Origin of the sequence: Marinifilum sp. N1E240, from assembly GCF_009295825.1 — a bacterium.
GTDB lineage: Bacteria > Bacteroidota > Bacteroidia > Bacteroidales > Marinifilaceae > Marinifilum_A > Marinifilum_A sediminis.
This window is the reverse complement of sequence record NZ_WHKF01000002.1, coordinates 716,809-737,579: the sequence shown is the minus strand read 5'-3', so window position 1 is coordinate 737,579 and position 20,771 is coordinate 716,809. Positions and strand designations below refer to the sequence as shown.

Here is a 20,771-nt window from a genome sequence, read left to right as displayed (position 1 = left end):
TCTATTTCGCGACTCCATTAATATTTAAAAGTTATGATTGACAAAGTAGAAGATAATAAGTGATAGCATCATCAAATTCTACCCTCAAAGGACTTCGGATTTCTGAAATTTACATGTATTTCACAATTCCAAATATTGCAGAATTACTCAAAACACTAAACTATCAACACATTACGAATTACAATTATTTCATGTCATTTTTAATAAAACATATATCAACACTGCACCCTTTTGTTTATTTTTGGAGAATTGAAAACGCTTCGAATTTTGCGAGGCTAGGAATTTATGAATAATGGAAGAAATTAAGGATAGAGTATTACAAGTCATCACAGATGGCACATTGGATTACAGACAGAAAAAACATCATTTAGCATATATAGCTGAAAGCACTCAGGTGTACCCTGAAATTTCTGATGAAGCAAAGACCGCCTTGCAAGAGAAAGTGATTTGTGATCTGTTTGAAGGAAGCGCTCCTTATCGACCAAGATATGTTCTTCCAGATTACAAACTGGCTCTTGAAAATGGTATCAGTTATCTTGAATTGGAACCCCCTACAAATTTAGACGAGGCAATTAATTTCCTTTCCATTCTATACGTTCAGGTTCCATCTATTACAGGATATTCGGTTTATTTAGGCACTATTGATCAACTCCTGTTAGAATATGTTGGTGATTTATCAGAAGAGGATATTTATAAAAAAATGAAGCTTTTCTGGCGATTTATTGACAGGACTTTACCTGATGCATTTGTACATGCTAATATTGGACCTGAAGATAATGTAATTGCTCGTGTGATATTACGCATAGAAAAGGAACTCAAACAAGTTGTTCCCAATCTTACTTTAAAATACGATAAAGAAAAAACATCAGATTCCTTTCTAACTGAAGCTGTAAAGACTGTATTTGAAGTGGCTAAACCTCATTTTGCCAATCACAATATGACGGCAAAAGATTTTAAAGGAAATTATGGCGTTGTTAGTTGCTACAATTCATTGCCCGAAGGTGGTGGATCGCATACGCTTATTCGTTTAAATCTTAAAAAAATAAGCGATACTCATAATGGTGATACTGAAGCTTTTCTAAAAGGAACATTAAAAAAGTATTGTGAAATGACACTGGATATTATTGAATCCAGAAGTAAATATTTGGTGGAAACGGTTAAATATTACGAGACCGATTTTCTGGCTAAGGAGGGACTCATTTCACTTGACAACTTCTCTGCTATGTTCGGATTTTATGGTCTTGCTGAATGTGTCAATCAATTGATGAAAAATAGTGGTAAGAACTATGTATATGGAAAAGATGCAGAGGCAAATCAGTTGGGACATCTTATTCTTGAGGAAATGAAACGATTGGTTGATTGCAGAGAACTTCCTTATTGCGAGGGCAACAACGGAAGAGCATTTTTCCATTCTCAATCGGGTATCGATATTGATATTGAAGAAACAGCAGGAGCACGTATTCCTATCGGAGAAGAACCAGATATTTATTCACACATAAATACTGTAGCTCCACATCATCATTTATTTAGTGGTGGGATCAGTGATATTTTCCATTTCGATGAAACGATCAAGAGAAATCCTACGGCAGCATTGGATATTATTAAAGGAGCATTTTCGAAAGGAATGAGAATGTTTACTTTTAATTTATCGGATAGCGAATTTGTACGAATTACAGGCTATTTGGTAAGAAGAAGTGATTTGCAAGATTTCAGAAAAGATGGTTCGAGATATGGCAGTGCTCTTTTTGCAGCCAATTCAATGGATAATGCCAATGTAGACGATCGTGTATCGAAAAGAGTTGTTTCAAATGAGCAAATTGCGAGCAAATATTAGTGATATCATCAAATCAAGTGTGATTGATGGTCCCGGAAATCGAATGGTGATCTTTTTTCAGGCATGCAATTTAAACTGCATGTACTGTCACAATTCACACACCATTGGTTTGTGTAATTTGTGCGGTACTTGCGTAAAAGCTTGTCCAACCTGTAGTCTAAAGCTTGACGCTGATAATAAGAAGTTGGTACACAATTCAGAAACTTGCATTCGTTGTGACAAATGCCTTAAAGTTTGCCCACAAAACAGTAGTCCTTTCTACAAAAGTATGTCAGTTGATGATATCTTATCAGAAATTCTTGAAGTAAAAGATTTTATTTCGGGTATCACTGTTTCTGGCGGAGAGGTGATGTTACAATCTCTATTTCTGAAACAACTTTTTACAGGCATAAAAGAGCATTCTGATCTTCAAAACTTATCTATTCTTGTTGATTCAAACGGCAATATTAATCGAGATAAATGGACTCCTCTACTCCATTTAACCGACGGTTTTATGATTGACCTTAAGGCATATTCATCCGAAATACACAAGAAAATAACTGGCTATTCCAATGAAAAAATTCTGAATTCGATACACTACTTAAATGAACAAGATAAGCTTACAGAACTTAGATTTGTTTTAGTTCCAGAGTATAACGACAATGCATATGAAATAGAAGGAATTGCTGAGATGATGAATTCTGTATCTCCTGATGTTCGAAAAGTACTTATTAAACTGAGAAACCATGGTATTCGTAGTCAGTACAATCATCTCTCAGAGCCAAGTCATTCTGAGGCTGAAAATATTAGAAAGCAGTTCGAAAACTCAGGTGTATCCATTCAAGTAATCTGATATTTTTACTCCAATAGCATTTACCATCTATAAATTAGTAAATACAATAGTAAGAGTGGAATTACCAATAAAAATCCCAACCATGCATTCGATTTATTCTGGCATACCATGCTGTACTTAGGTCTTTCGCTACCAGTAAGCAAAGAATAAATCAATTGAATAATGTAGCGAATAGAACTACCTATAAAACAAAAAATGGGATGCATATTTCTATTATTTACTTTTGAATGCTAATTTAGTTAAAAACCTTAAATTTATTAGTCGTAAGCTATATATAATCAGCATTAGGAAGCAAGCTCATAATGGTTTGGTTTCAAAATAATTCTATGCTGTATGGTGCAAGTACAACTTTTACAATTTCAAAACCGATTTAGAAATGAAAAAACAAAAATATCCTATCCAGAACGAAGAAGAAATTCAAGCCTATATTAAAAAGAACAAACTAAATGCCACACGAAGTGATTCCGGCTTGTACTACATAATCACAAATCAAGGTGAAGGTGCCCAACCAACCCGCGATTCGAATATTTCCATTGGCTATATTGGTTATTTAACCAATGGTAGCATTTTTGATAAAAGTGAGAGTCTCGAAATTAACTTATCGGTAGTAATTGAAGGCTGGAAAGAAGGCATTCAACATTTTAAAGAGGGCGGTGAAGGGATATTACTTATTCCATCACATTTGGCTTATGGAGATACTGATTATGGTTCTATTCCTGGTGGATCTGTTCTTATTTTCGATCTTTTCCTTCAAAAAATTATTTCCTAAATAAAAAAATAGCCCTGATTTTTACAAGTAAAGATCAGGGCTATTTTTTATCGGTACACATTTAATTACACGCGTTTCATCATGCTTTCGATTTCACGAATTTGAGCGGTCAACATTTTACGCTTATCTTGCTTTTTAGCTTCCTGTAAATAGTATTTCGATAATTTCTTATTTCGCTGTGATAAAGCTATTCCAGATAGATTCAATTTAGCTACCGCCTGATCTGTATCTGTTCTTAATCCAGTATTTAAAGCTTTCTTAAATAACTTTTCTGCTTTCGAATTTTTATGCTGCTGCGATTCAATCAAACCTGAAAGATAATAGTGATATGCTTCTTGTCCTTTTATCATTCTTTCCGGATGTTTAACTCGTCCAAGTATCTTACCAGCTTTTTCGAATTTATTTTTTCTCACAAAATAAAAAGCTACAAGATTTGTCTCGTTCTTGAAATGCAATAGAACAAAAATTCCAGAGATCAAAACAGCCCAAATTCCAACACCAACTAACCCATTCACAAAAAGGAAGATAGATCCGATAAGCAGAATTCCTGCAATTATCAAGCGTAGAGATTTTCTAATCATATTAAATTCTTTAAAGTTTATTGCTACAAAACAAAGCATTTTTTGTTACAAATCAAGTTTTATAACACTCTGTTTTTCGATAAAATCATTTTGTATATTTTTAAAATACTGTTCAATTACAAATAAATCAATTAATAAATTCATTCTTTCTTTATAGGCAAGGTATTGCAACACTTTTATCCTTATTCCGTAATAATTTAAAGACTTAGTTCTTTATAAATAAGTTTCAACCACTTAGCCCTCACCTATATGAAATCAAGAAGTATTAGCTACATTTTAAGACGATTGATTCTTGTTATTTCCGTTGCCATCTTTTTTGGTCTAATGTTCATCATATTCATGTCTGAATATCATCAATACCAAAAAGATTTTCAATATGAAAAGAAATTAATTGAAGACGAAAAAAAGATTTTTCTAAAAACTGCAGTTAAAAATGTAATATCCTATGTGGAATATGCGCACATCACTTCAGAAAAAAAAATGAAATTAAAACTGAAAACTGCAGTTAACAATGCTATAAATCAGGCGCAAAACATCTATAACCTAAGCAATTCAGATCGATCAGAATCCGAAATCAAAGAGTTAGTTAAAAGCACATTAAGAGAACTGAGATACTTTAATGACAGAGGTTATATTTACATAATTGATCAAACCGGCAAGCTGCAAATGTATCCTTTTCAATCTAATTTAGAAGGAACCAAATCACTTGGAATGCCCGAAATAGATGGTCGAAAAATAATAAATGAACAATTAAATATAATTCAAAATAAAAACGAAGCATTTTATACTTACAAATGGACTAAACCATGGACAAGCGATTCAACTGTATTTCTTAAAACATCCTATATTAAACGTTTTGAACCTTTTAATTGGATAATTGGATGTGGTGAATATTACGACGAACACCAAACTGAAATTAGAGAAGAAGTCATCAATTATCTTAAAAATTCATATTCCAAAAAGGATTGGAATCTTTTTATCAACCACTACGATGGAACTTCAATCATTATTAATTCTAACAAATACAAAGCAGGTGTAAATATCAGAGATATTTCGGATGATAATGGATTAAAGATTTTTGAGGAAGAACTTATGATAGCTCAATCCGACTCATCAGGCTTTCTACATTACAATTGGCCAGTTGAAGAAAATAAATACGTTCCTAAAATGGCATTTGTTAGTGGTTTTAATCAATGGCAATGGATGATTGGAGCATCCTCAAGTTTGCAATCGCTAGATCATTTAGAACTTCAAAAGACAAAATCATTCTATCGGTTCTCCTGGCTTAGGATACTCTTAATATTATTAATTGCAGGACCTTTTGTAATGATTATCTTAAATCAACTACAAAAAACTGGTATTCATATTAAGGAGGAAATGAACCTCTTTTTCAAACAAATTGAGGCGGCCGTCAAAGGAAATGAAACGAAATCATCTCCCCAATTTAAAATTGATGAATTTACACACCTTTCTAATAAAGTGGATCAACTATTATCCAATCACCTTACAAATGTTAATGCTCTGAAAGAAAGTGAAGAAAAGTTTAGAATTTTAGTTGAACATGCTCCATTGGCAATAATAGGTCTAGATAATAAGGGATTGGTTAAAATTTGGAACAAACAAAGTGAAGCATTTTATAATCTAAAAAAAGACAAGGTTTTAGATAAGTTAGCTCCCCTCGATGTGCTTTTTGATAATGAAATGCGAGAAGATGCGAAGGAACGTATGTTTGATGACAATCCAGAATTCAAACTTATTCCGATAAAACTAAAAAACGGTAAATCTGCATTTCAATATTGGGCAACATTTCGAGTATCGGATAATCTTTTAATTTGGGTAGGTAACGATATTACCGACTTAAAAGAAACTGAAAACAAACTACTGGAGAGTAGAAATTTTTTGGATACAATACTGGAAAGTATTCCTTCACCTATCTTTTATAAAGATATCAAGGGCATTTATATAGGTGGCAATTCAGCATTCTTTAAATTAATTAATAAAAAGCCAGAAGAAATCATCGGTAAAGGAGTTTACGATCTATATCCAAAAGACTTAGCTGATGTTTATCACCAAAAAGACATTGAAGTATTTGATGGCAACAACCAGCAATATGATTTTATTTTCAGAAAAGAAGATAACACAATTAGAAATTATACTTATTACAAGGCGCCGTTTAAGAATACTAATGGAAGGATTGATGGTTTGATTGGCGTAATGCTAGATATTACAGAACGAATTCAAATTGAAAAGGAATTAACGGACAATCAACAAGAACTTAAAGAGTTAAATGCAACTAAAGATAAATTCTTCTCAATTATTGCACACGATTTACTCAATCCTTTTAATGTAATGATTAACTCTGGTGAAATGTTGGCTGAAAGTGTCAATGACAAAGATTTTGAAGGAGCTAATGAGATGATAGAGTTGCTTAATCCAGCCATTAAAAATGCCTATACCCTCTTACTAAACTTACTTGAATGGTCTAGATCACAATCTGGAGCAATAAAATTCTCACCTAGAAAAATTGCCATTCTCACCGAAATTCAAACAAGTTTGGATCTGATTGCTGGAATGGCAAAATCAAAAGATATTGAACTCGTAAAAAATATCTCTTTTAATCCTGAGATTTCAATTGATAAAAATATGTTTAAAACCATTATGCGTAATCTTCTTTCCAATGCCATAAAATTTACACCTTTGGGTGGTAAAGTAATTGTTGAGACACAAAACATATATGATTTTTTAATGATCAATATTACTGATACTGGTATTGGTATGGATAAAAAATCAATGGAAAACTTATTTAAACTTGATAAAACAAAAACAAGAAAAGGCACCAACGAAGAGCCAGGAACAGGTTTGGGATTAGTATTGGTTGATGATTTTATTAAAAGGCATAAGGGTAAAATAAGTGTGAAGAGCGAAATCAATAAAGGAACGACTATTAGCATTTGGCTTCCCTTAACCTGATAGCGCTTAATTTTAGGAAAATAACTAAATTTATCACCCCAGTTTTCAGTTAGCCTAACTATTAATTATCACTCCATAATTAGTTTTGCTATATTTACCAATTGTAGAGCCTATCTAGTAATAACAATTGTGCCCAGACCGAAATGAATCAAAAATCAAATAAATTTATCTATAGCATTGTAGTTCCAACATTTGTAGCAATTACGATGTTTATTGTATCATTTTATGCCATTATGATTCCAATGTTTGAACGAAGCATGATGGACCGCAAACAGGAAATGATACTGGAATTAACCAATGCGGCTTGGAGTGTTCTCAACGAATATCAGGATGACTATAAAAGTGGTGCATTAACATTGGAAGAAGCTCAAAAAAGAGCCGTTGAACAAATTGGGCGGATGAGATATGGTCAGGAACAAAAGGATTATTTCTGGATCATTACCTCAAGTCCAAAAATGATTATTCATCCTTACCGACCAGATTTAAACGGTAGCGATTTATCAAACTTTGCGGATAATCATGAAAACAAATTATTTGTTGATGCTGCTCAATTGGTTAAATCAGAAGGAGAAGGAATTATTACCTACTATTGGCAGTGGAAAGATGATGCATCTAAGATAGTTCCCAAATTATCTTTTGTTAAAGGGTTTTCGGATTGGGATTGGATTATTGGTACTGGCATTTATCTGGATGATGTTAAAACCGAGATTAAACAACTCAAGCGTAAGCTTTTAAAGGTGTCCTTCTTTATTGTTGGTTTAATTATTATTATTCTGATATATGTATTACGACAAACACAATCACTCGAAGAAAAACGCTTAAAAGCAGAAAAAGAGCTTAGATTATCGATACAGAAATACAAAAGCCTGGTAGATGCCTCAACAGAAGGTACCTTAATGTTAGTGAATAAAAAAGTGGTGTTTGCAAACACCAAATTCACCAATTTATTTGAAACAGAACCTAAAAGTGTAATTGGTAACGATTTCTCCAACCTTTTTGCAATAAGTTGGGACGATTTAATTGCGAAGATTAAAAACCCTAAGAAAACATCCACATTTGAAACAGAATTGCTTCAGGCAAAAGCAGGCATGCAAAATGTCATTGCCTCGGTAACACAAATAACTCAATCGGGTCAAATTGGTTATATTCTTGCCGTTAGAAATGTAACAGAACACAAGCGCTTGCGCCTAAGTGCTCATAAGCTTTCTGATGATTTGCAAGTATCATTACAATTGATGAATCAACCTGTTCTTAACCTGGTAAAAAACAATATAACCTGCCAGTTAAACGATTCTGTTAACACTGCCGCTTCTCTAATGACTGAAAAGCATTCCAAAATAATTTGTATTAAGGAAAATGATGATATCATTGGTGTGGTTACTGACACAGATCTTAGAAGTCGGGTTTTGGCGAAGCAAGAAATTGAACACAAAAGAATTTACAATGTAATGACCTCACCAATTCAGACCATACATCAGGATGCGCTCTTGTATGAAGCTATTTTGGTATTTACTCAAAAAAATATTACTCATTTACTTGTTGAAAACAATAATGGAGAAATCATTGGAAATATAAGCCATCTTCAATGTCTTGAGATGCAGCGCAATTCATTATCCTATTTAATTCAAGAGATTAAGGAGTGTACAAGAATTGAAGATTTAAAGAGAATTTACAATAAATTACCTGTTGTCATTCAAGCCGTGTTTACCAGCACAGAAAATATCAATAGTGTATCCCGAATTATTACTTCAATAGCCGATGCAATAAGCAGCAGAGTTATTGAAATGGCTTTAAAAGAAGTAGGTGAAGCACCATGTTCGTTTGCTTTTGTAGCTATGGGAAGTGAAGGACGAGGCGAGCAGACTTTAAAAACCGATCAGGACAATGCCATTATATTTGAAAATGCAAGCGAGGACAATAAATCCTATTTCTTACGTTTTTCTGAAATTGTAAACGAGAACCTGCACACGATCGGTTATTCGAGATGCAAAGGTGATTTGATGGCAGGAAATCCTGAATGGTGTAACTCTCTTGATATCTGGAAAGATTATTTCTCCAATTGGATAAACAACCCTGATGTAGCCAATGTGTTAGATAGCTCCATCTTTTTTGATCTAAGATTGGTATATGGAAATCAAACATTAGTAGATCAATTGTTCGATCATGTTAAATCTACTCTAGATGGGAATGTACTCTTTTTCAATCAGCTTGCTAAAACAGTCATTCGAAAAAAACCGGTATTAGATAAAAAGCATGTTCAGCCAAAACAGTATTTACAGCCAATTATTGGCTATCTAAGAATACACGCACTCTACCATTCTATTCGCGAAACCAATAGCATGCTACGTCTCGATCAGCTTATGGCGCGTGGAATAATAAAAGATAAAACAGGTGAAGAAATTGAAAAAATGTACAATTTCTTAATGCATCTTCGCATTAAGTGGCAGGTAGATTTAATTCTTGATAACGAATCGCCAGACAACTCGGTTTTACTTAAAAACCTGACAGATATCGATAAGTTGACTCTAAAACAAATTGGCATAGAAATTACAAAATTACAGGATGAACTTCAAAAGTCATTCAAGACCTCAGAATATCATCAGTAACAAATAATAAAAATCTCTGTCCATATCATAAGCAGAGATTTTTATATTAGTTTATAATGTTTTAAGTACTCCATATCTCATTTTTACGGACAACTTTACACGGATTACCAAATGCAATTGAATTGGCTGGAATGTCTTTGGTGACAACGCTTCCCATACCTATAAATGTATTGTCTCCAATGGTAACATTATTATTTAAAATTGCACCTGTACCAATCTCACAGCCTCTTCCTATAGTTACATTCCCAGAGGTAATCACTCCTGGATTGATATCCGAAAAATCACCAATGACATTGTGATGAGCAATTTTTGCTCCTCGCTTAATACTTACACCAAATCCAACAGAGGTTTGCGCACTTATTACGCATTGATGATCGATAAACACAGCTTTTCCAACACAACTACTCGCGCTAATAATAGAGGATTTAGCAATCACATTGTTGTAATCCTCTTCCCTTAAAAATTTAGAATAATCTTTATAAATGGGAAATTTATTGCGCGGACTCACCACTCCAAATATCACTGGTTGATTCCGACAGATTTCCTGCATTTCTCTGACTTCAAATGGCACTGCCTTCAATCGATCTGCGGCTTTAAATTCCAAATCTATATTCGGAAAAACCTGCAATGAGAAAGGTCCTTCTGAATTATAAATCAGCATATCCTGTACTACGCAAATCCAATTTGGATCAAACCCAAGAAGTTGAAAGTTGCTCTTTGATTCCCTCATTTTTAAATCCCAATTTACCAAATTCCTTTGGTGTGAAAAACTCTTTATTATTGATTTGAATTAATGAATGAATCCTTTGTACCAGTTCTGTATTGGTACATTTTCTGCTTCGCTGAGCATCCCACCAAATATTATCTTCCAGACCAACTCTCACACCATAGCCCATTCCTATTGCAGCAGCATTTACGGCTAATTGGTCTCCCGCCAAACCTGCTAATCCTACAAAATGGTCTTTAGGGATTTCAGATAAAGCTGTTCCCATTTGATGAAAATTCGCCTGAAAACCTGCAATGTTGCCAAACAAAAGATTCCAGTAAAATGGTCCCTCTATAATACCCTTTTTTATCAGATATTTCCCATAATTAATCATCCCTAAATCGAAACATTCCAATTCCACCGAAACACCGTAAGATTTCATTTTCTCTGCCAGGCGTTGCACCATATCTGGAGCATTAACCGAAGCTTGCTTTACAAAATTTAAACTGCTTAATGTAAGTGAACACATATCTGGTTTTAACTCAATCACACCCGATCGTTTTTCAAATTCAGGAAAATTTCTTCCCGATGTACTACCACAAATTATCAAATCGGGACAATACTTACGAACACCTTCAAAAATTTCCTGATATACATTCTTTTTATAAGTTGGCACTCCATCATTTTCTCGTGCATGAAGATGTGCTATTGTAATTCCTAATTCGTATGCTTCATGAGTTTGCTCTATAACCTCCTGAGGTGAAACCGGTACATGTGGTGTGATTTCTTTGGTTGGTATCATGCCTGTTGGGCAAAAATTTATAATTACTTTATTTTTTTCCATATTTAACGTTTATCATTAGTGAACTCCTATTCAATATACAACATTTTTCCTTTTTATAGTAATCTGATAATCAAACATTTTGAAACATAAATATGTAGTTTATTAATTCTTAAATTTTTTAAATGATACGACTATAATTACCCTGAAAAATTAAAAATTCATTTACCGAGTAAGTGTTCATCGTTTTTTAAGTGTCATACTAACAAATCAACACTTTTGAACTATGAAAACACGCATATACATTTTACTACTTCTTCTGAGTGCATTTGGAATACAATCTTGTAGCAAATCAGCTTTAAGCGATATTGAATTAACAGATCCTTCATTAGTAAAGGTTTCCGTTCACATTGCTCAAGATTACGACAACAATAAAGAAGTTCAGATTTTTATAAGAGATAAAAACAGTAGACCTGTACAATTGGAAAATGGATGGGTTGAAGTAAATGGAGCTGCAGCTCATTGGGATCGTGCAGAAATTAATTCCATGAGCGAGAGAGGGTATATTTATCATCCAGATGAGTATGAGCACGATTTTCGTGTTGTCATTCACCTAAACCCTTATGACGAATATTGGTTCGATTTGAATCCTTACTACGGTTTCCCAGGATTTATTAGAAACTATCCTCTATTTACCGACGAGTTTCATCCAGAGTATGATCCATACATCTACGACAGTTATCGTTTAGATGATATGCCATTTAGAAATGGAGTTGTAAAAGTTAGCTATCACATTTTAAAAAGAGAATAATAACTTGTTACAAATAAAAAATCCTCCTTCAGTTCGAAGGAGGATTTTTTTATATGTATAATAAATAATTATTCTGCACCTATTGATTTTCTGAATTTAGCCGCTTTAATTCTAAATTCCTCAAACTCTCCATATTCAATAAAACGACTCACATTTCCACTACATTTCTTACATCTTCCCTTTATTAAGATGTCATTCATATCGTTTAGGAAATTCTCTTTAACATCTACCCCTTTCGTACACATGTCTTTGCAGTGAACACAAAAGGTTCCTTCTTGTACAATGTAATTATAGGCTGCTTTCTCTTCTTCGTCCAACAATACATTCAATTGGAATTGATTCAGCTCTATTTCTTTCATTTTTTCCATTCTTTGAGTTCGTCTTTATTTATTAAGTTCAGATTATAAGAACATTAATAAAATATGCCCTCTTATTTAAAAGCAGAACGAAAATAGTTATATTTTGTTTTATGACAAATTTTAAGAGATAAAATTCTTAAAAAGGTGATAACTTTCACATGAATATTTTCAACATTACACATAAATAAGACTTAAAACTCTTTTTCTTTTAATATTCCTATTATATTTGCATAAAATTATACAAAAATGAGTTTATACCGATTACTAATTCGCCCTCTTTTAATACAGTTCCAACCTGAAACGATTCATAAATTCACCTTTGCATGGTTTAAATTTTTTCAACGGTTTGCCTTGGTGCGTTGGATTGTTTCTGTTCAATTTAGGGTAAAGCATCCTTCTTTAGAACGCCATCTCTTTGGATTAAATTTTCCCAATCCTGTAGGTTTGGCTGCCGGTTTAGATAAAAATGCAGAAGCCTTTGATTTTTTGGGAAGTATGGGATTTGGATTTATCGAAATAGGTACACTTACTCCTAAATCTCAAGCCGGAAATCCAAAACCACGCTTATTTCGCTTTGTGGAGGATAAAGCTCTTGTAAATCGAATGGGATTCAATAACGAAGGTGTTGAAGAAGCGGTTGAGCGTTTAAAAAGGAAACGAACAAATATTCTGATTGGTGGAAATATTGGAAAAAATAAAATTACTCCAAACGACGAAGCCAGTAAGGATTACATCACCTGCTTTAATTCATTGTATTCTCATGTTGATTATTTTGTTGTAAATGTTAGTTCTCCCAATACACCTAACCTGAGAGAGCTGCAAGGCAAAGAACCTTTAAAGAAACTACTCAATCAACTGGTTGTTCTAAATCAAAGCAAAGAGAAAGCAAAACCTATTCTTCTGAAAATTGCTCCTGATGTAAACACATCCCAATTGGATGATATAATTGAGATTGTTCAGGAAACAAAAATTGATGGTATAGTGGCTACTAACACGACCATTTCAAGAGATAGTTTAAGTGCTTCACAAAATAAAATTGAGGCAGTTGGTGCAGGAGGATTAAGTGGTCAACCACTAAAAGATAGATCTACAGAAGTGATCCGCTATATTCACCAAAAATCGAAGGGCAATATTCCTGTAATAGGTGTTGGTGGAATTATGAACAAAGAAGATGCATTGGAAAAACTAAACGCAGGAGCTTCTCTGATTCAGATTTATACAGGCTTTATATATGAAGGTCCGGCTTTAGTTAAAGCGATTAATAAGGAGCTAATTAAAAGAACCATTTAAGTTCATCTTCAATATTCCTGACAGATATTTTGTCAGGTTTTCTCTTTATCACAACTAACAACATCTTCGATACTTAAGTTTGCCATTCTTTCCATTTTGCTCACCTCAATACTCAAAAAACCGTACTCCTCCACTACTCTACCCTCTATGCAGTAGCATCCGGGACCTCTAAAGGGATAATCTTTTGCGCTAGGTGGAAAATGAACGGTATCCAGCCAATGTCCGTCCAGATCGATCCAGGTACCAAAATACATGATTTTGCCATTGCTAGCCTTGGTGGGCTTGCGGTGAATTAAAAAAGCTACTATGCGAATGTATCGGTTAATCAATCTCGGTAAATGACAAGCTTTTAAATCGGAAGACAGCTCATCTTTAAGCAAATCAAAAGGCGATTGTACCGATAAGCCCAGCAATTCAATTTCATCAAAAGCATTTTCAAGCTTGTGTTGCCACAATTTTGGCAGCTTAAACTCTTTTACCTCCATCTGAAAAAGAGTCTTTTCAGGCTTGGCTTTCTTGTTGTGTCCCAATAAAAAATGGGCATCCCAAAGCAATTCCTTTTTTTCTTTTCCTGTAAATCGAAAGGCTCCAATTCTAATTAGAATAATTAACTGTTCCAAACCTATTGGATTGCGCTTTACAAAATCTCGTAAGCTCAAAAAATCACCCTTTTCTGTTCTCTCTTTTATCAGGGCTTTAACCATTCCTTTTTCCAAATCCCTTAACAAATAAAATCCCAGGAAAATGGTCTTCCCCTTTATGATGTTTTTCCATGAACTACTGTTTACACAAGGAGTTACCACCTCTGCTCCATTCATAACCGCTTCGTGCAGATATAGCTGAGCAGAATAAAAGCCTCCACCATTATTCAAGGTAGCAACCATATACTCCAATGGGTAGTAAGCTTTTAAATAGAGCGCCTGAAAGCTTTCTACGGCATAACTTGCCGAATGTCCTTTGGCAAAAGCATAATTGGCAAAACTTTCGATTTGTCGCCAAATATCACTTACAGTATGTTCGGAATAGCCTTTTGTTTTACAATTGGAGAAAAACTTATTGCGCACCTTACTAAACTCGTTGCGTTGCTTAAATTTCCAGGACATTCCCCTGCGAAGCACATCAGCCTCATCCAATGTTAAGCCAGCAAAATAGTGAGCTACCTTAATCACATCCTCCTGATACACCATTACTCCATAAGTCTCCTCCAAAATCTCATACAGTGCGGGCAATTCCCGTTGTGCCTGCTCTCTCCTCTCTTTATTCTGAAATCGGATGATGTATTCACGCATCATACCGCTTTTAGCCACTCCTGGTCTGATAATAGAACTCGCCGCTACCAAGCGCTTGTAATCTTCAGCCTTAAGCTTGGTTAAAAGCATTCGCATCGCCGGAGATTCCACATAAAAACAACCAATTGCCTGTCCTTTTTTCAGCATGCGCTTTACACGCAGATCTTCCATGAACAATTTGGTATCATTAATATCGATATCAATCCCATGGTTTTGTTTGATAATGCCTAAGGTGTCCTTGATTTTTCCTAAACCACGCTGACTCAGGATATCGAACTTGTGCAAGCCCAAATCTTCGGCAATGTACATGTCGAACTGGGTAGAAGGAAAGCCTTTTGGCAACAGTTCTGTTGATGAATAGTTACTGATTGGCTCATCTGCTATTAAAATCCCACTGGAGTGGATACTGCAATGACTTGGAAAGCCCGAAATGTATTTGCTGTAGCGTATCACCCACTTTCCATACTCATCGGCTTGTGCCGGATTGGGATTCTTTTGCAGGCGGACAATCTCCTCATCGGGCAAGCCAAATACTTTGCCAATTTCGCGAAAAGCAGACTTGTGACTAAAAGTGATAAAGGTTCCCAACAGAACTACTCGATCCCAACCATATGTATCAAACAAATATCGCGTTACATCATCGCGATCGGTCCATGAAAAATCGATATCAAAATCGGGTGGTGAAGTTCGAAACGGATTAATGAAACGCTCAAAGTAAAGGTCTAAGTCAACCGGATCAACATTGGTAATTTTCAGTAAATAAGCAACCAAACTATTGGCTCCACTTCCTCGTCCTACATGATAATATCCCTGACTTTGAGAATAGCGAACCAAATCCCAATTAATCAGAAAATAGGAACAGAAATTCAACTGTCGAATTACCTTCAGTTCCTTATTCAAACGATCCAGAATTTCATCCGTTACATTATGGTATCGGTATTCTAAACCCTCACAAGCCAGCTTCACCAGCAATTTAAAATCCTCTTCTTCCGATTTGGTAAAAAGCTTCTTGTTTTTGTTGGTTCCAAACTCAAAATCCATGCTGCAAGCAGTCAATAGTTGTTCTGTATTTTCTACAATTTTCGGATATTCCTTATACAGTTCCAGCAAATCTGCTTTGCTTCTGTATTGATCTTCGAAAACAGCCTGCTCTTCTTTCGGTAATTTGCTCAAGAGCGTATTCTTATCAATAGCTCTCAACAATCGATGAATATTGTAATCCTTTTTGTTACGAAAGCTGGAAGTTTGTAATATCACCAACTTTTGCTGATGATTTTTCCACACCGAAAATGGCAGGTATTGCAAATCTTTCGAACTTATGCCTACATATTCGTGCTCTTCCAGATCTCGCAACTGATTTTGAAAGGGATATACCACAAAAGCATTTTTAAAGGAAGGAGCTTTTGCTTCAAATTCGGTATGTGCATGCAGATGTTTGGTCAGAAACTCATTCAGCTCCCGAAAACCATCTGCATTTTTAGCTATGGCAACATATTGCTGCTGGTTTCCATTCCTAAAATCAACACCTACAAGTGGACGAAGCGAAAATTCCTTCGCCTGCCTCACAAAATCGAGACTAGCCGCTGTATTGTTGATATCCGTTAAGGCAACAACAGCATGCTCTCCCGCCTGAGCTTCCTGCAAAAGCTCTTCTACCGAAAGAGTTCCGTATTTAAAACTGTAGTAGCTGTGACAATTCAATAACATGTATTAAAGTATAAAAGTCAAGAAATATAAAGTCCAATAATGATTACCCTCTCTATAAAAGGGAGAATTTCATAATTAGACTTACTGTCTTCGGTGAGCAGGAATAATTGGTGCTTGTCCATTAAAAGGGTTCATGCCACCAATGGTTTTTACATCCATGGCAATGGCACGTTTCACCGCATTTTTTCCATACTGATTCCGCAAATGATCCATAGCCTGATATAATTTTATCAACTTTTCGGAGTCCTCGAACAGACGAATTTGATAAGTTCCACCCACCAAATTGCTAAATCGAACGCCTATCAAACGAATCAGTACACGACGCTCATACATCTTATCAAAAAGGTCGAGAACGACAGCGATTAGCGTATGATCTAATGATGTGTAGGGGATTCGCTTCTGTTTTGTATAGGTCTGAAAGTCGGAATACCTGATCTTAACCGTCACACAAGCAGTTAGTTTGTTTCCATTTCGGAGCTGATAAGCCAAATTTTCAGCCATGGCAACCAAAATACTGCGCAATTTTACAATATCGGTGGTATCTTTCTCGAAAGTTCGTTCCGAAGAAATCGATTTTCGCTCATTCCAGGCAGTCACTGGTGTGTTATCAATTCCCTGTGCCTTTTTCCAAATTACCTGCCCGTTTTTTCCCAGTACACGCTCCATTAATTCCATGGGCATCTCCTGAACGGTTCGTACTTTTTCCACCCCCATGCTTCGCAACTTGTGATAGGTTTTTTCGCCAACCATGGGAATCTTTTTAATGGAAAGCGGAGCCAAAAAAGGAACTTCATTCCCACTTTCGATATTGATATGATTGTTGGGCTTTGCTTCCCCGGTTCCAACTTTCGAAACCGTTTTGCTACTTGAAAGACCAAAAGAGATGGGCAGGTGTGTCTCCCTAAGAATTCTTTCGCGCAACTCTCTCGACCACATGTAACTTTCCCGCACAAAGCGATCCATTCCTGTTATATCAATATAAAACTCATCGATAGATGATTTTTCGAAGATGGGCGACTGCTCCTTTATGATTTCGGTAACCATATCGGAAAACTTGCTGTAAGTTCCGCTATTGCCTCGAATTACCACCGCATCGGGACATAACATTCTTGCCATTTTCATTGGCATGGCAGAATGAATGCCATATACCCGCGCTTCGTAAGAACAAGCTGCTACAACTCCCCTGTCGGACGTTCCCCCGATTAATACCGGTCGGTTATTTAATTTACTGTCCAACAACCTCTCACACGACACAAAAAATGTGTCCAAATCCATATGTAATATTGTTCTTTTCACTAAATGTCGATATTTTCGTCAATATTCTGACTATAATTTAGTCTTTCTTTCTTATCTTTGAAAAAAAGAAGCTATGTTTTTTGCAGAAAATATCAAGTTCCTTCGCAAGCGAAGAAAGAGATCGCAAGCCGATTTATCTGATCAGTTGGAGATTACCAGAACAACTTTGGCTGGTTATGAAAAGAGCGTGCAGCCACCATTTAAGGTGCTGATTAAGTTTGCCGAGTACTTTAATGTATCTATCGACGCGCTGCTAAGGTATAATTTACAGGAATTATCGGAATTTCAGCTTTCGCAGATCGAAGATGGATTCGATATTGATGTAACCGGTAAAAAATTGCGACTGCTTACCCTATCAATCAACCAGGATGGAGAAGAAAACATAGAAATGGTGCCTTTAAAGGCGCAAGCTGGTTATACCAATAGCTATGGCGATTTGGAATTTATTGGTTCTTTGCCGAAATTCTCCCTACCCTTTTTGCCCAAAGATAAAAGCTACCGTACGTTTCAGATTCAAGGAGATTCTATGCTGCCCATTCCCGAAGGTGCATGGGTAACTGCTTCCTACATTCAAAATTGGGAAATGATAAAGGATGGTACGCCCTGCATTATCGTAACACAGGATGATGGGATTGTTTTTAAATTGGTATACAATCAACTGGAAAAGAATCAGACCCTTTTGCTGGTCTCTACCAACCGAAACTATACACCTTACGACCTGGAAATAGGAAAAGTGATTGAAATCTGGAAATTTGAGACGTATAATGGCTTTGAAGTAGGACTATAAACAAAGCTCTGAGCAATAAAAAAGACCTCCCAATAAATTAGGAGGTCTTTATTTTAAGCAAAACAATCAAACATTAAGTGCAACTCTATCTTTTTCTGCCTGCTTAGCAGATACAGCGACTTGTGTATTTACCATGAGCAATGAATTTTGAGCAGTTGTTTTTGCACTATTAAGTTTTACCTCTATTGTTTTATCTGCCAAAGTAATTGGAATAGTAGGCAGGGTAAATATCTTAATAGCAGGAATAGCCAGTAATGCAGCTTTTATTATTGGCTGTAAGGCTGTATTTAATGCAATTCCTAATCCAGCTCGTAATGGAGAAAATATTGTATTTAGCCAACCTGGAATACCTCCAAAATCAAAACTCATTTCTTTAATCTGCACATCTTTAACCTCGATATAGAAATCTGAATTTTTAACCAAAGGTTTAAGAGTTAATTTTACTGTAGATGTAGCCTTAGGTCCAAAAGAGAAATTTGGCAATGGCCATGGCGTATGAATGGTTAACTGAGCACGAGCCTCCAAAGGTAACTTTGCAGATATGCTGCCATCCTTATTTACCTCGAAATGATTCGGTGTCTGCAATTGAGCATTCACCTTTCCAGTAATTATCTTCCAATCGAAACCTGTTGATGGACCCAATGGGAATATATTTACTGCCGAAACAACTCCCTGCATTAAAGCAGCATCTACTCCTGCAAAAACACAATCAGCAGGCCATTTTTCCGGAGCTGGCACATCGGGTTGAATTGATCCTAAAGCTGAAAAGTTTAAGAAATAAGGATTTTGAGTAACTGTAGACGGAAGACTTACAAGTAAAGAGTTATATTCTAAAGTTGGTATCTCGATAGGCTTTAAAATATTATCATTAAAGTAAGGTGTAAAATGTGGAATAAATGCTTTGTTTAACAGATCTTCGAGAAGCGGATTGGCCGGAATACTTTTTAAGTTTGCAGAAATCAAATGTGCCGTTAAAAAATTCTTTCCTTCTTTTGTTATCGCCTGAATGTTAAGGTTTATGTGGATAATAGCCTCTGTATTCGTAGGGGCTTCTCCTCCCTCATAATTAATTGTTAGGCTAACATTAGCATCTAAACCAAATGAAGCCGCCGAAGCCATTTCAAGAACTTTAAGCTTATCGTCTTCTGATAAATTACTTAGTTCCTTAAGCTCATTATTCTTAATGATACCTTCAACCTGATTTTTAATCTCTTTGGCTCTTTCGAAACTAATTTGAGGCGCTTTAGTAATATCAAAGGCTACAGATTCGATTCCCAATTGATTTAATGTTATTGTATTCTTAAACAAACTTGGATATACCGCCTTGTATACATCCCCAATAATTCTATTTAGGGTACAACTATCTATACCGGCTACTATATTGTAATTCATATTCTTTTATTTTAAAACTATTTTTAATTCGTTATAATTAATATCTGTAATGCCAACTACACACCTACATGTGCTTCGTGTTCAGCATCTGCAGTTAAAGCAGGACCTGCAACTTTCCCTGTATAAGCCCCTACTCTTATCTGATTATGAACATTTGTTGTAAACAAATAGCAAGGCTCGGTACTTAAATTGTAGTTTACCCAGTACATCTGAATTGTACCTACAAACCTATCGCCACCATTTGTTTCACTCAATCGCTCGTGAGCAATTTTAAATGCTTCCTCAATATCTACTCTAATACTTCCAAATGGGATAGGTCGAATTCCTAATACTGGCTTAATTTCCATAGGTCCACCTATAAGTCTGGTAATTGGTCCCGGCCAATTCCATTCCGTTGTAAACTGTAACCAAGTTTGATTCGTTGCTTGTGTCACCATTTCTTCTTTACAGATATCTTCAACTTTATCAAAAATACTGTTTCGAGAATAATAGGTTTCTGACATTGTAGGCACAGCTTGCCATGATAGTTTTGACATAACTTTTTGATTTTTAATTAAAAAAACATTTTCCCAGATCAAGATTACTTAGCATTTTAGTAAAATATCTATCCTAAATAACCTGTAATTCAGAGACTATATTTTTAAAATTCTTTAATCTCTATTCAAAATCAAAAAAAAGTAAGTGAAGAGGGTAAACCATTTAGTAAGGAGCCCTTTCTGTTGAGTTAAGTAAAATGATAAGAGGGGAATTATTCAAATGAT

16 protein-coding genes are annotated in these 20,771 nt (G+C 35.2%); 8 read left to right on the top strand and 8 right to left on the bottom strand.

The window, feature by feature from the left end:
* The first annotated feature begins 292 nt into the window (after window positions 1-292).
* The 3 genes from GCQ56_RS08010 to GCQ56_RS08000 all read left to right on the top strand — a co-directional run bounded on the left by GCQ56_RS08010 (window position 293) and on the right by GCQ56_RS08000 (window position 3,435).
* Window positions 293-1,834 carry a YjjI family glycine radical enzyme gene (locus GCQ56_RS08010; RefSeq protein ID WP_152733943.1) on the top strand — a complete coding sequence of 514 codons (1,542 nt, stop codon included), beginning with the start codon at window positions 293-295 and terminating at the stop codon, window positions 1,832-1,834.
* Window positions 1,809-2,666: a YjjW family glycine radical enzyme activase gene (locus GCQ56_RS08005; protein WP_152733942.1), complete on the top strand. Its 858-nt coding sequence runs from the start codon at window positions 1,809-1,811 to the stop codon at window positions 2,664-2,666. The genes GCQ56_RS08010 and GCQ56_RS08005 overlap by 26 nt, the downstream gene beginning before the upstream one ends.
* A 376-nt stretch (window positions 2,667-3,042) precedes the next feature.
* A complete protein-coding gene (locus tag GCQ56_RS08000) occupies window positions 3,043-3,435 on the top strand; it encodes an FKBP-type peptidyl-prolyl cis-trans isomerase (protein ID WP_152733941.1) in 393 nt (130 codons plus the stop codon).
* 65 nt (window positions 3,436-3,500) lie between these two features.
* On the opposite strand, the gene GCQ56_RS07995 is transcribed toward GCQ56_RS08000, so the two are convergent.
* The gene (locus GCQ56_RS07995; protein WP_152733940.1) at window positions 3,501-4,016 is read right to left on the bottom strand and encodes a DUF2892 domain-containing protein; all 516 of its coding nucleotides are present in this window, start codon (window positions 4,014-4,016) and stop codon (window positions 3,501-3,503) included.
* A 249-nt stretch (window positions 4,017-4,265) separates the two neighbouring features.
* On the opposite strand from GCQ56_RS07995, the gene GCQ56_RS07990 reads away from it, so the two are divergent.
* Both GCQ56_RS07990 and GCQ56_RS07985 read left to right on the top strand, forming a co-directional pair.
* The gene (locus GCQ56_RS07990) at window positions 4,266-6,986 is read left to right on the top strand and encodes a cache domain-containing protein (RefSeq protein ID WP_152733939.1); all 2,721 of its coding nucleotides are present in this window, start codon (window positions 4,266-4,268) and stop codon (window positions 6,984-6,986) included.
* A 143-nt stretch (window positions 6,987-7,129) separates the two neighbouring features.
* Window positions 7,130-9,592, top strand: coding sequence for a DUF294 nucleotidyltransferase-like domain-containing protein (locus GCQ56_RS07985; protein WP_152733938.1), 2,463 nt, complete (start codon window positions 7,130-7,132; stop codon window positions 9,590-9,592).
* Window positions 9,593-9,653: 61 nt separating this feature from the next.
* Here GCQ56_RS07985 and GCQ56_RS07980 read toward each other — a convergent pair whose 3' ends face one another.
* Together GCQ56_RS07980 and GCQ56_RS07975 are read right to left on the bottom strand one after the other, a co-directional pair.
* Entirely contained in the window at window positions 9,654-10,322 is a 669-nt protein-coding gene (locus GCQ56_RS07980) for a hypothetical protein (protein ID WP_152733937.1), read from the bottom strand.
* Window positions 10,282-11,142 (bottom strand): 3-keto-5-aminohexanoate cleavage protein, encoded by an 861-nt coding sequence (locus tag GCQ56_RS07975; protein WP_152733936.1) that lies wholly within the window; start codon window positions 11,140-11,142, stop codon window positions 10,282-10,284. Before GCQ56_RS07975 ends, GCQ56_RS07980 begins: the two co-directional genes overlap by 41 nt.
* Window positions 11,143-11,365: 223 nt before the next feature.
* On the opposite strand from GCQ56_RS07975, the gene GCQ56_RS07970 reads away from it, so the two are divergent.
* Entirely contained in the window at window positions 11,366-11,890 is a 525-nt protein-coding gene (locus GCQ56_RS07970; protein ID WP_152733935.1) for a hypothetical protein, read from the top strand.
* Between the two features lie 68 nt (window positions 11,891-11,958).
* Here the strand turns inward: GCQ56_RS07970 and GCQ56_RS07965 are convergent, their stop codons facing one another.
* The gene (locus GCQ56_RS07965; RefSeq protein ID WP_152733934.1) at window positions 11,959-12,249 is read right to left on the bottom strand and encodes a hypothetical protein; all 291 of its coding nucleotides are present in this window, start codon (window positions 12,247-12,249) and stop codon (window positions 11,959-11,961) included.
* Between the two features lie 246 nt (window positions 12,250-12,495).
* Between GCQ56_RS07965 and GCQ56_RS07960 the strand changes: the two genes are divergently transcribed.
* Window positions 12,496-13,539: a quinone-dependent dihydroorotate dehydrogenase gene (locus tag GCQ56_RS07960; RefSeq protein WP_152733933.1), complete on the top strand. Its 1,044-nt coding sequence runs from the start codon at window positions 12,496-12,498 to the stop codon at window positions 13,537-13,539.
* Between the two features lie 32 nt (window positions 13,540-13,571).
* On the opposite strand, the gene GCQ56_RS07955 is transcribed toward GCQ56_RS07960, so the two are convergent.
* Both GCQ56_RS07955 and dinB read right to left on the bottom strand, forming a co-directional pair.
* Window positions 13,572-16,535: a DNA polymerase III subunit alpha gene (locus GCQ56_RS07955; RefSeq protein WP_152733932.1), complete on the bottom strand. Its 2,964-nt coding sequence runs from the start codon at window positions 16,533-16,535 to the stop codon at window positions 13,572-13,574.
* A gap of 81 nt (window positions 16,536-16,616) precedes the next feature.
* Window positions 16,617-17,831: a DNA polymerase IV gene (gene dinB, locus GCQ56_RS07950; protein ID WP_299993137.1), complete on the bottom strand. Its 1,215-nt coding sequence runs from the start codon at window positions 17,829-17,831 to the stop codon at window positions 16,617-16,619.
* A gap of 73 nt (window positions 17,832-17,904) precedes the next feature.
* On the opposite strand from dinB, the gene GCQ56_RS07945 reads away from it, so the two are divergent.
* Window positions 17,905-18,618 (top strand): helix-turn-helix domain-containing protein, encoded by a 714-nt coding sequence (locus tag GCQ56_RS07945; protein WP_152733931.1) that lies wholly within the window; start codon window positions 17,905-17,907, stop codon window positions 18,616-18,618.
* A 66-nt stretch (window positions 18,619-18,684) separates the two neighbouring features.
* Here GCQ56_RS07945 and GCQ56_RS07940 read toward each other — a convergent pair whose 3' ends face one another.
* Both GCQ56_RS07940 and GCQ56_RS07935 read right to left on the bottom strand, forming a co-directional pair.
* Window positions 18,685-20,010 (bottom strand): hypothetical protein, encoded by a 1,326-nt coding sequence (locus GCQ56_RS07940; RefSeq protein WP_152733930.1) that lies wholly within the window; start codon window positions 20,008-20,010, stop codon window positions 18,685-18,687.
* Window positions 20,011-20,066: 56 nt separating this feature from the next.
* Window positions 20,067-20,546, bottom strand: coding sequence for a hypothetical protein (locus GCQ56_RS07935; RefSeq protein ID WP_152733929.1), 480 nt, complete (start codon window positions 20,544-20,546; stop codon window positions 20,067-20,069).
* Window positions 20,547-20,771: the final 225 nt, after the last annotated feature.

What these genes read in the sequence shown, in the direction of transcription:
- GCQ56_RS07965 (WP_152733934.1), bottom strand. Translation starts at nt 12,249, where the DNA reads ATGAAAGAAATAGAGCTGAATCAATTCCAATTGAATGTATTGTTGGAC.
- GCQ56_RS07980 (WP_152733937.1), bottom strand. Translation starts at nt 10,322, where the DNA reads ATGAGGGAATCAAAGAGCAACTTTCAACTTCTTGGGTTTGATCCAAAT.
- GCQ56_RS07995 (WP_152733940.1), bottom strand. Translation starts at nt 4,016, where the DNA reads ATGATTAGAAAATCTCTACGCTTGATAATTGCAGGAATTCTGCTTATC.
- GCQ56_RS08010 (WP_152733943.1), top strand. Translation starts at nt 293, where the DNA reads ATGGAAGAAATTAAGGATAGAGTATTACAAGTCATCACAGATGGCACA.
- GCQ56_RS07990 (WP_152733939.1), top strand. Translation starts at nt 4,266, where the DNA reads ATGAAATCAAGAAGTATTAGCTACATTTTAAGACGATTGATTCTTGTT.
- GCQ56_RS07955 (WP_152733932.1), bottom strand. Translation starts at nt 16,535, where the DNA reads ATGTTATTGAATTGTCACAGCTACTACAGTTTTAAATACGGAACTCTT.
- GCQ56_RS07935 (WP_152733929.1), bottom strand. Translation starts at nt 20,546, where the DNA reads ATGTCAAAACTATCATGGCAAGCTGTGCCTACAATGTCAGAAACCTAT.
- GCQ56_RS07975 (WP_152733936.1), bottom strand. Translation starts at nt 11,142, where the DNA reads ATGGAAAAAAATAAAGTAATTATAAATTTTTGCCCAACAGGCATGATA.
- GCQ56_RS07945 (WP_152733931.1), top strand. Translation starts at nt 17,905, where the DNA reads ATGTTTTTTGCAGAAAATATCAAGTTCCTTCGCAAGCGAAGAAAGAGA.
- GCQ56_RS07940 (WP_152733930.1), bottom strand. Translation starts at nt 20,010, where the DNA reads ATGAATTACAATATAGTAGCCGGTATAGATAGTTGTACCCTAAATAGA.
- GCQ56_RS07985 (WP_152733938.1), top strand. Translation starts at nt 7,130, where the DNA reads ATGAATCAAAAATCAAATAAATTTATCTATAGCATTGTAGTTCCAACA.
- GCQ56_RS08000 (WP_152733941.1), top strand. Translation starts at nt 3,043, where the DNA reads ATGAAAAAACAAAAATATCCTATCCAGAACGAAGAAGAAATTCAAGCC.
- GCQ56_RS07960 (WP_152733933.1), top strand. Translation starts at nt 12,496, where the DNA reads ATGAGTTTATACCGATTACTAATTCGCCCTCTTTTAATACAGTTCCAA.
- GCQ56_RS08005 (WP_152733942.1), top strand. Translation starts at nt 1,809, where the DNA reads ATGAGCAAATTGCGAGCAAATATTAGTGATATCATCAAATCAAGTGTG.
- GCQ56_RS07970 (WP_152733935.1), top strand. Translation starts at nt 11,366, where the DNA reads ATGAAAACACGCATATACATTTTACTACTTCTTCTGAGTGCATTTGGA.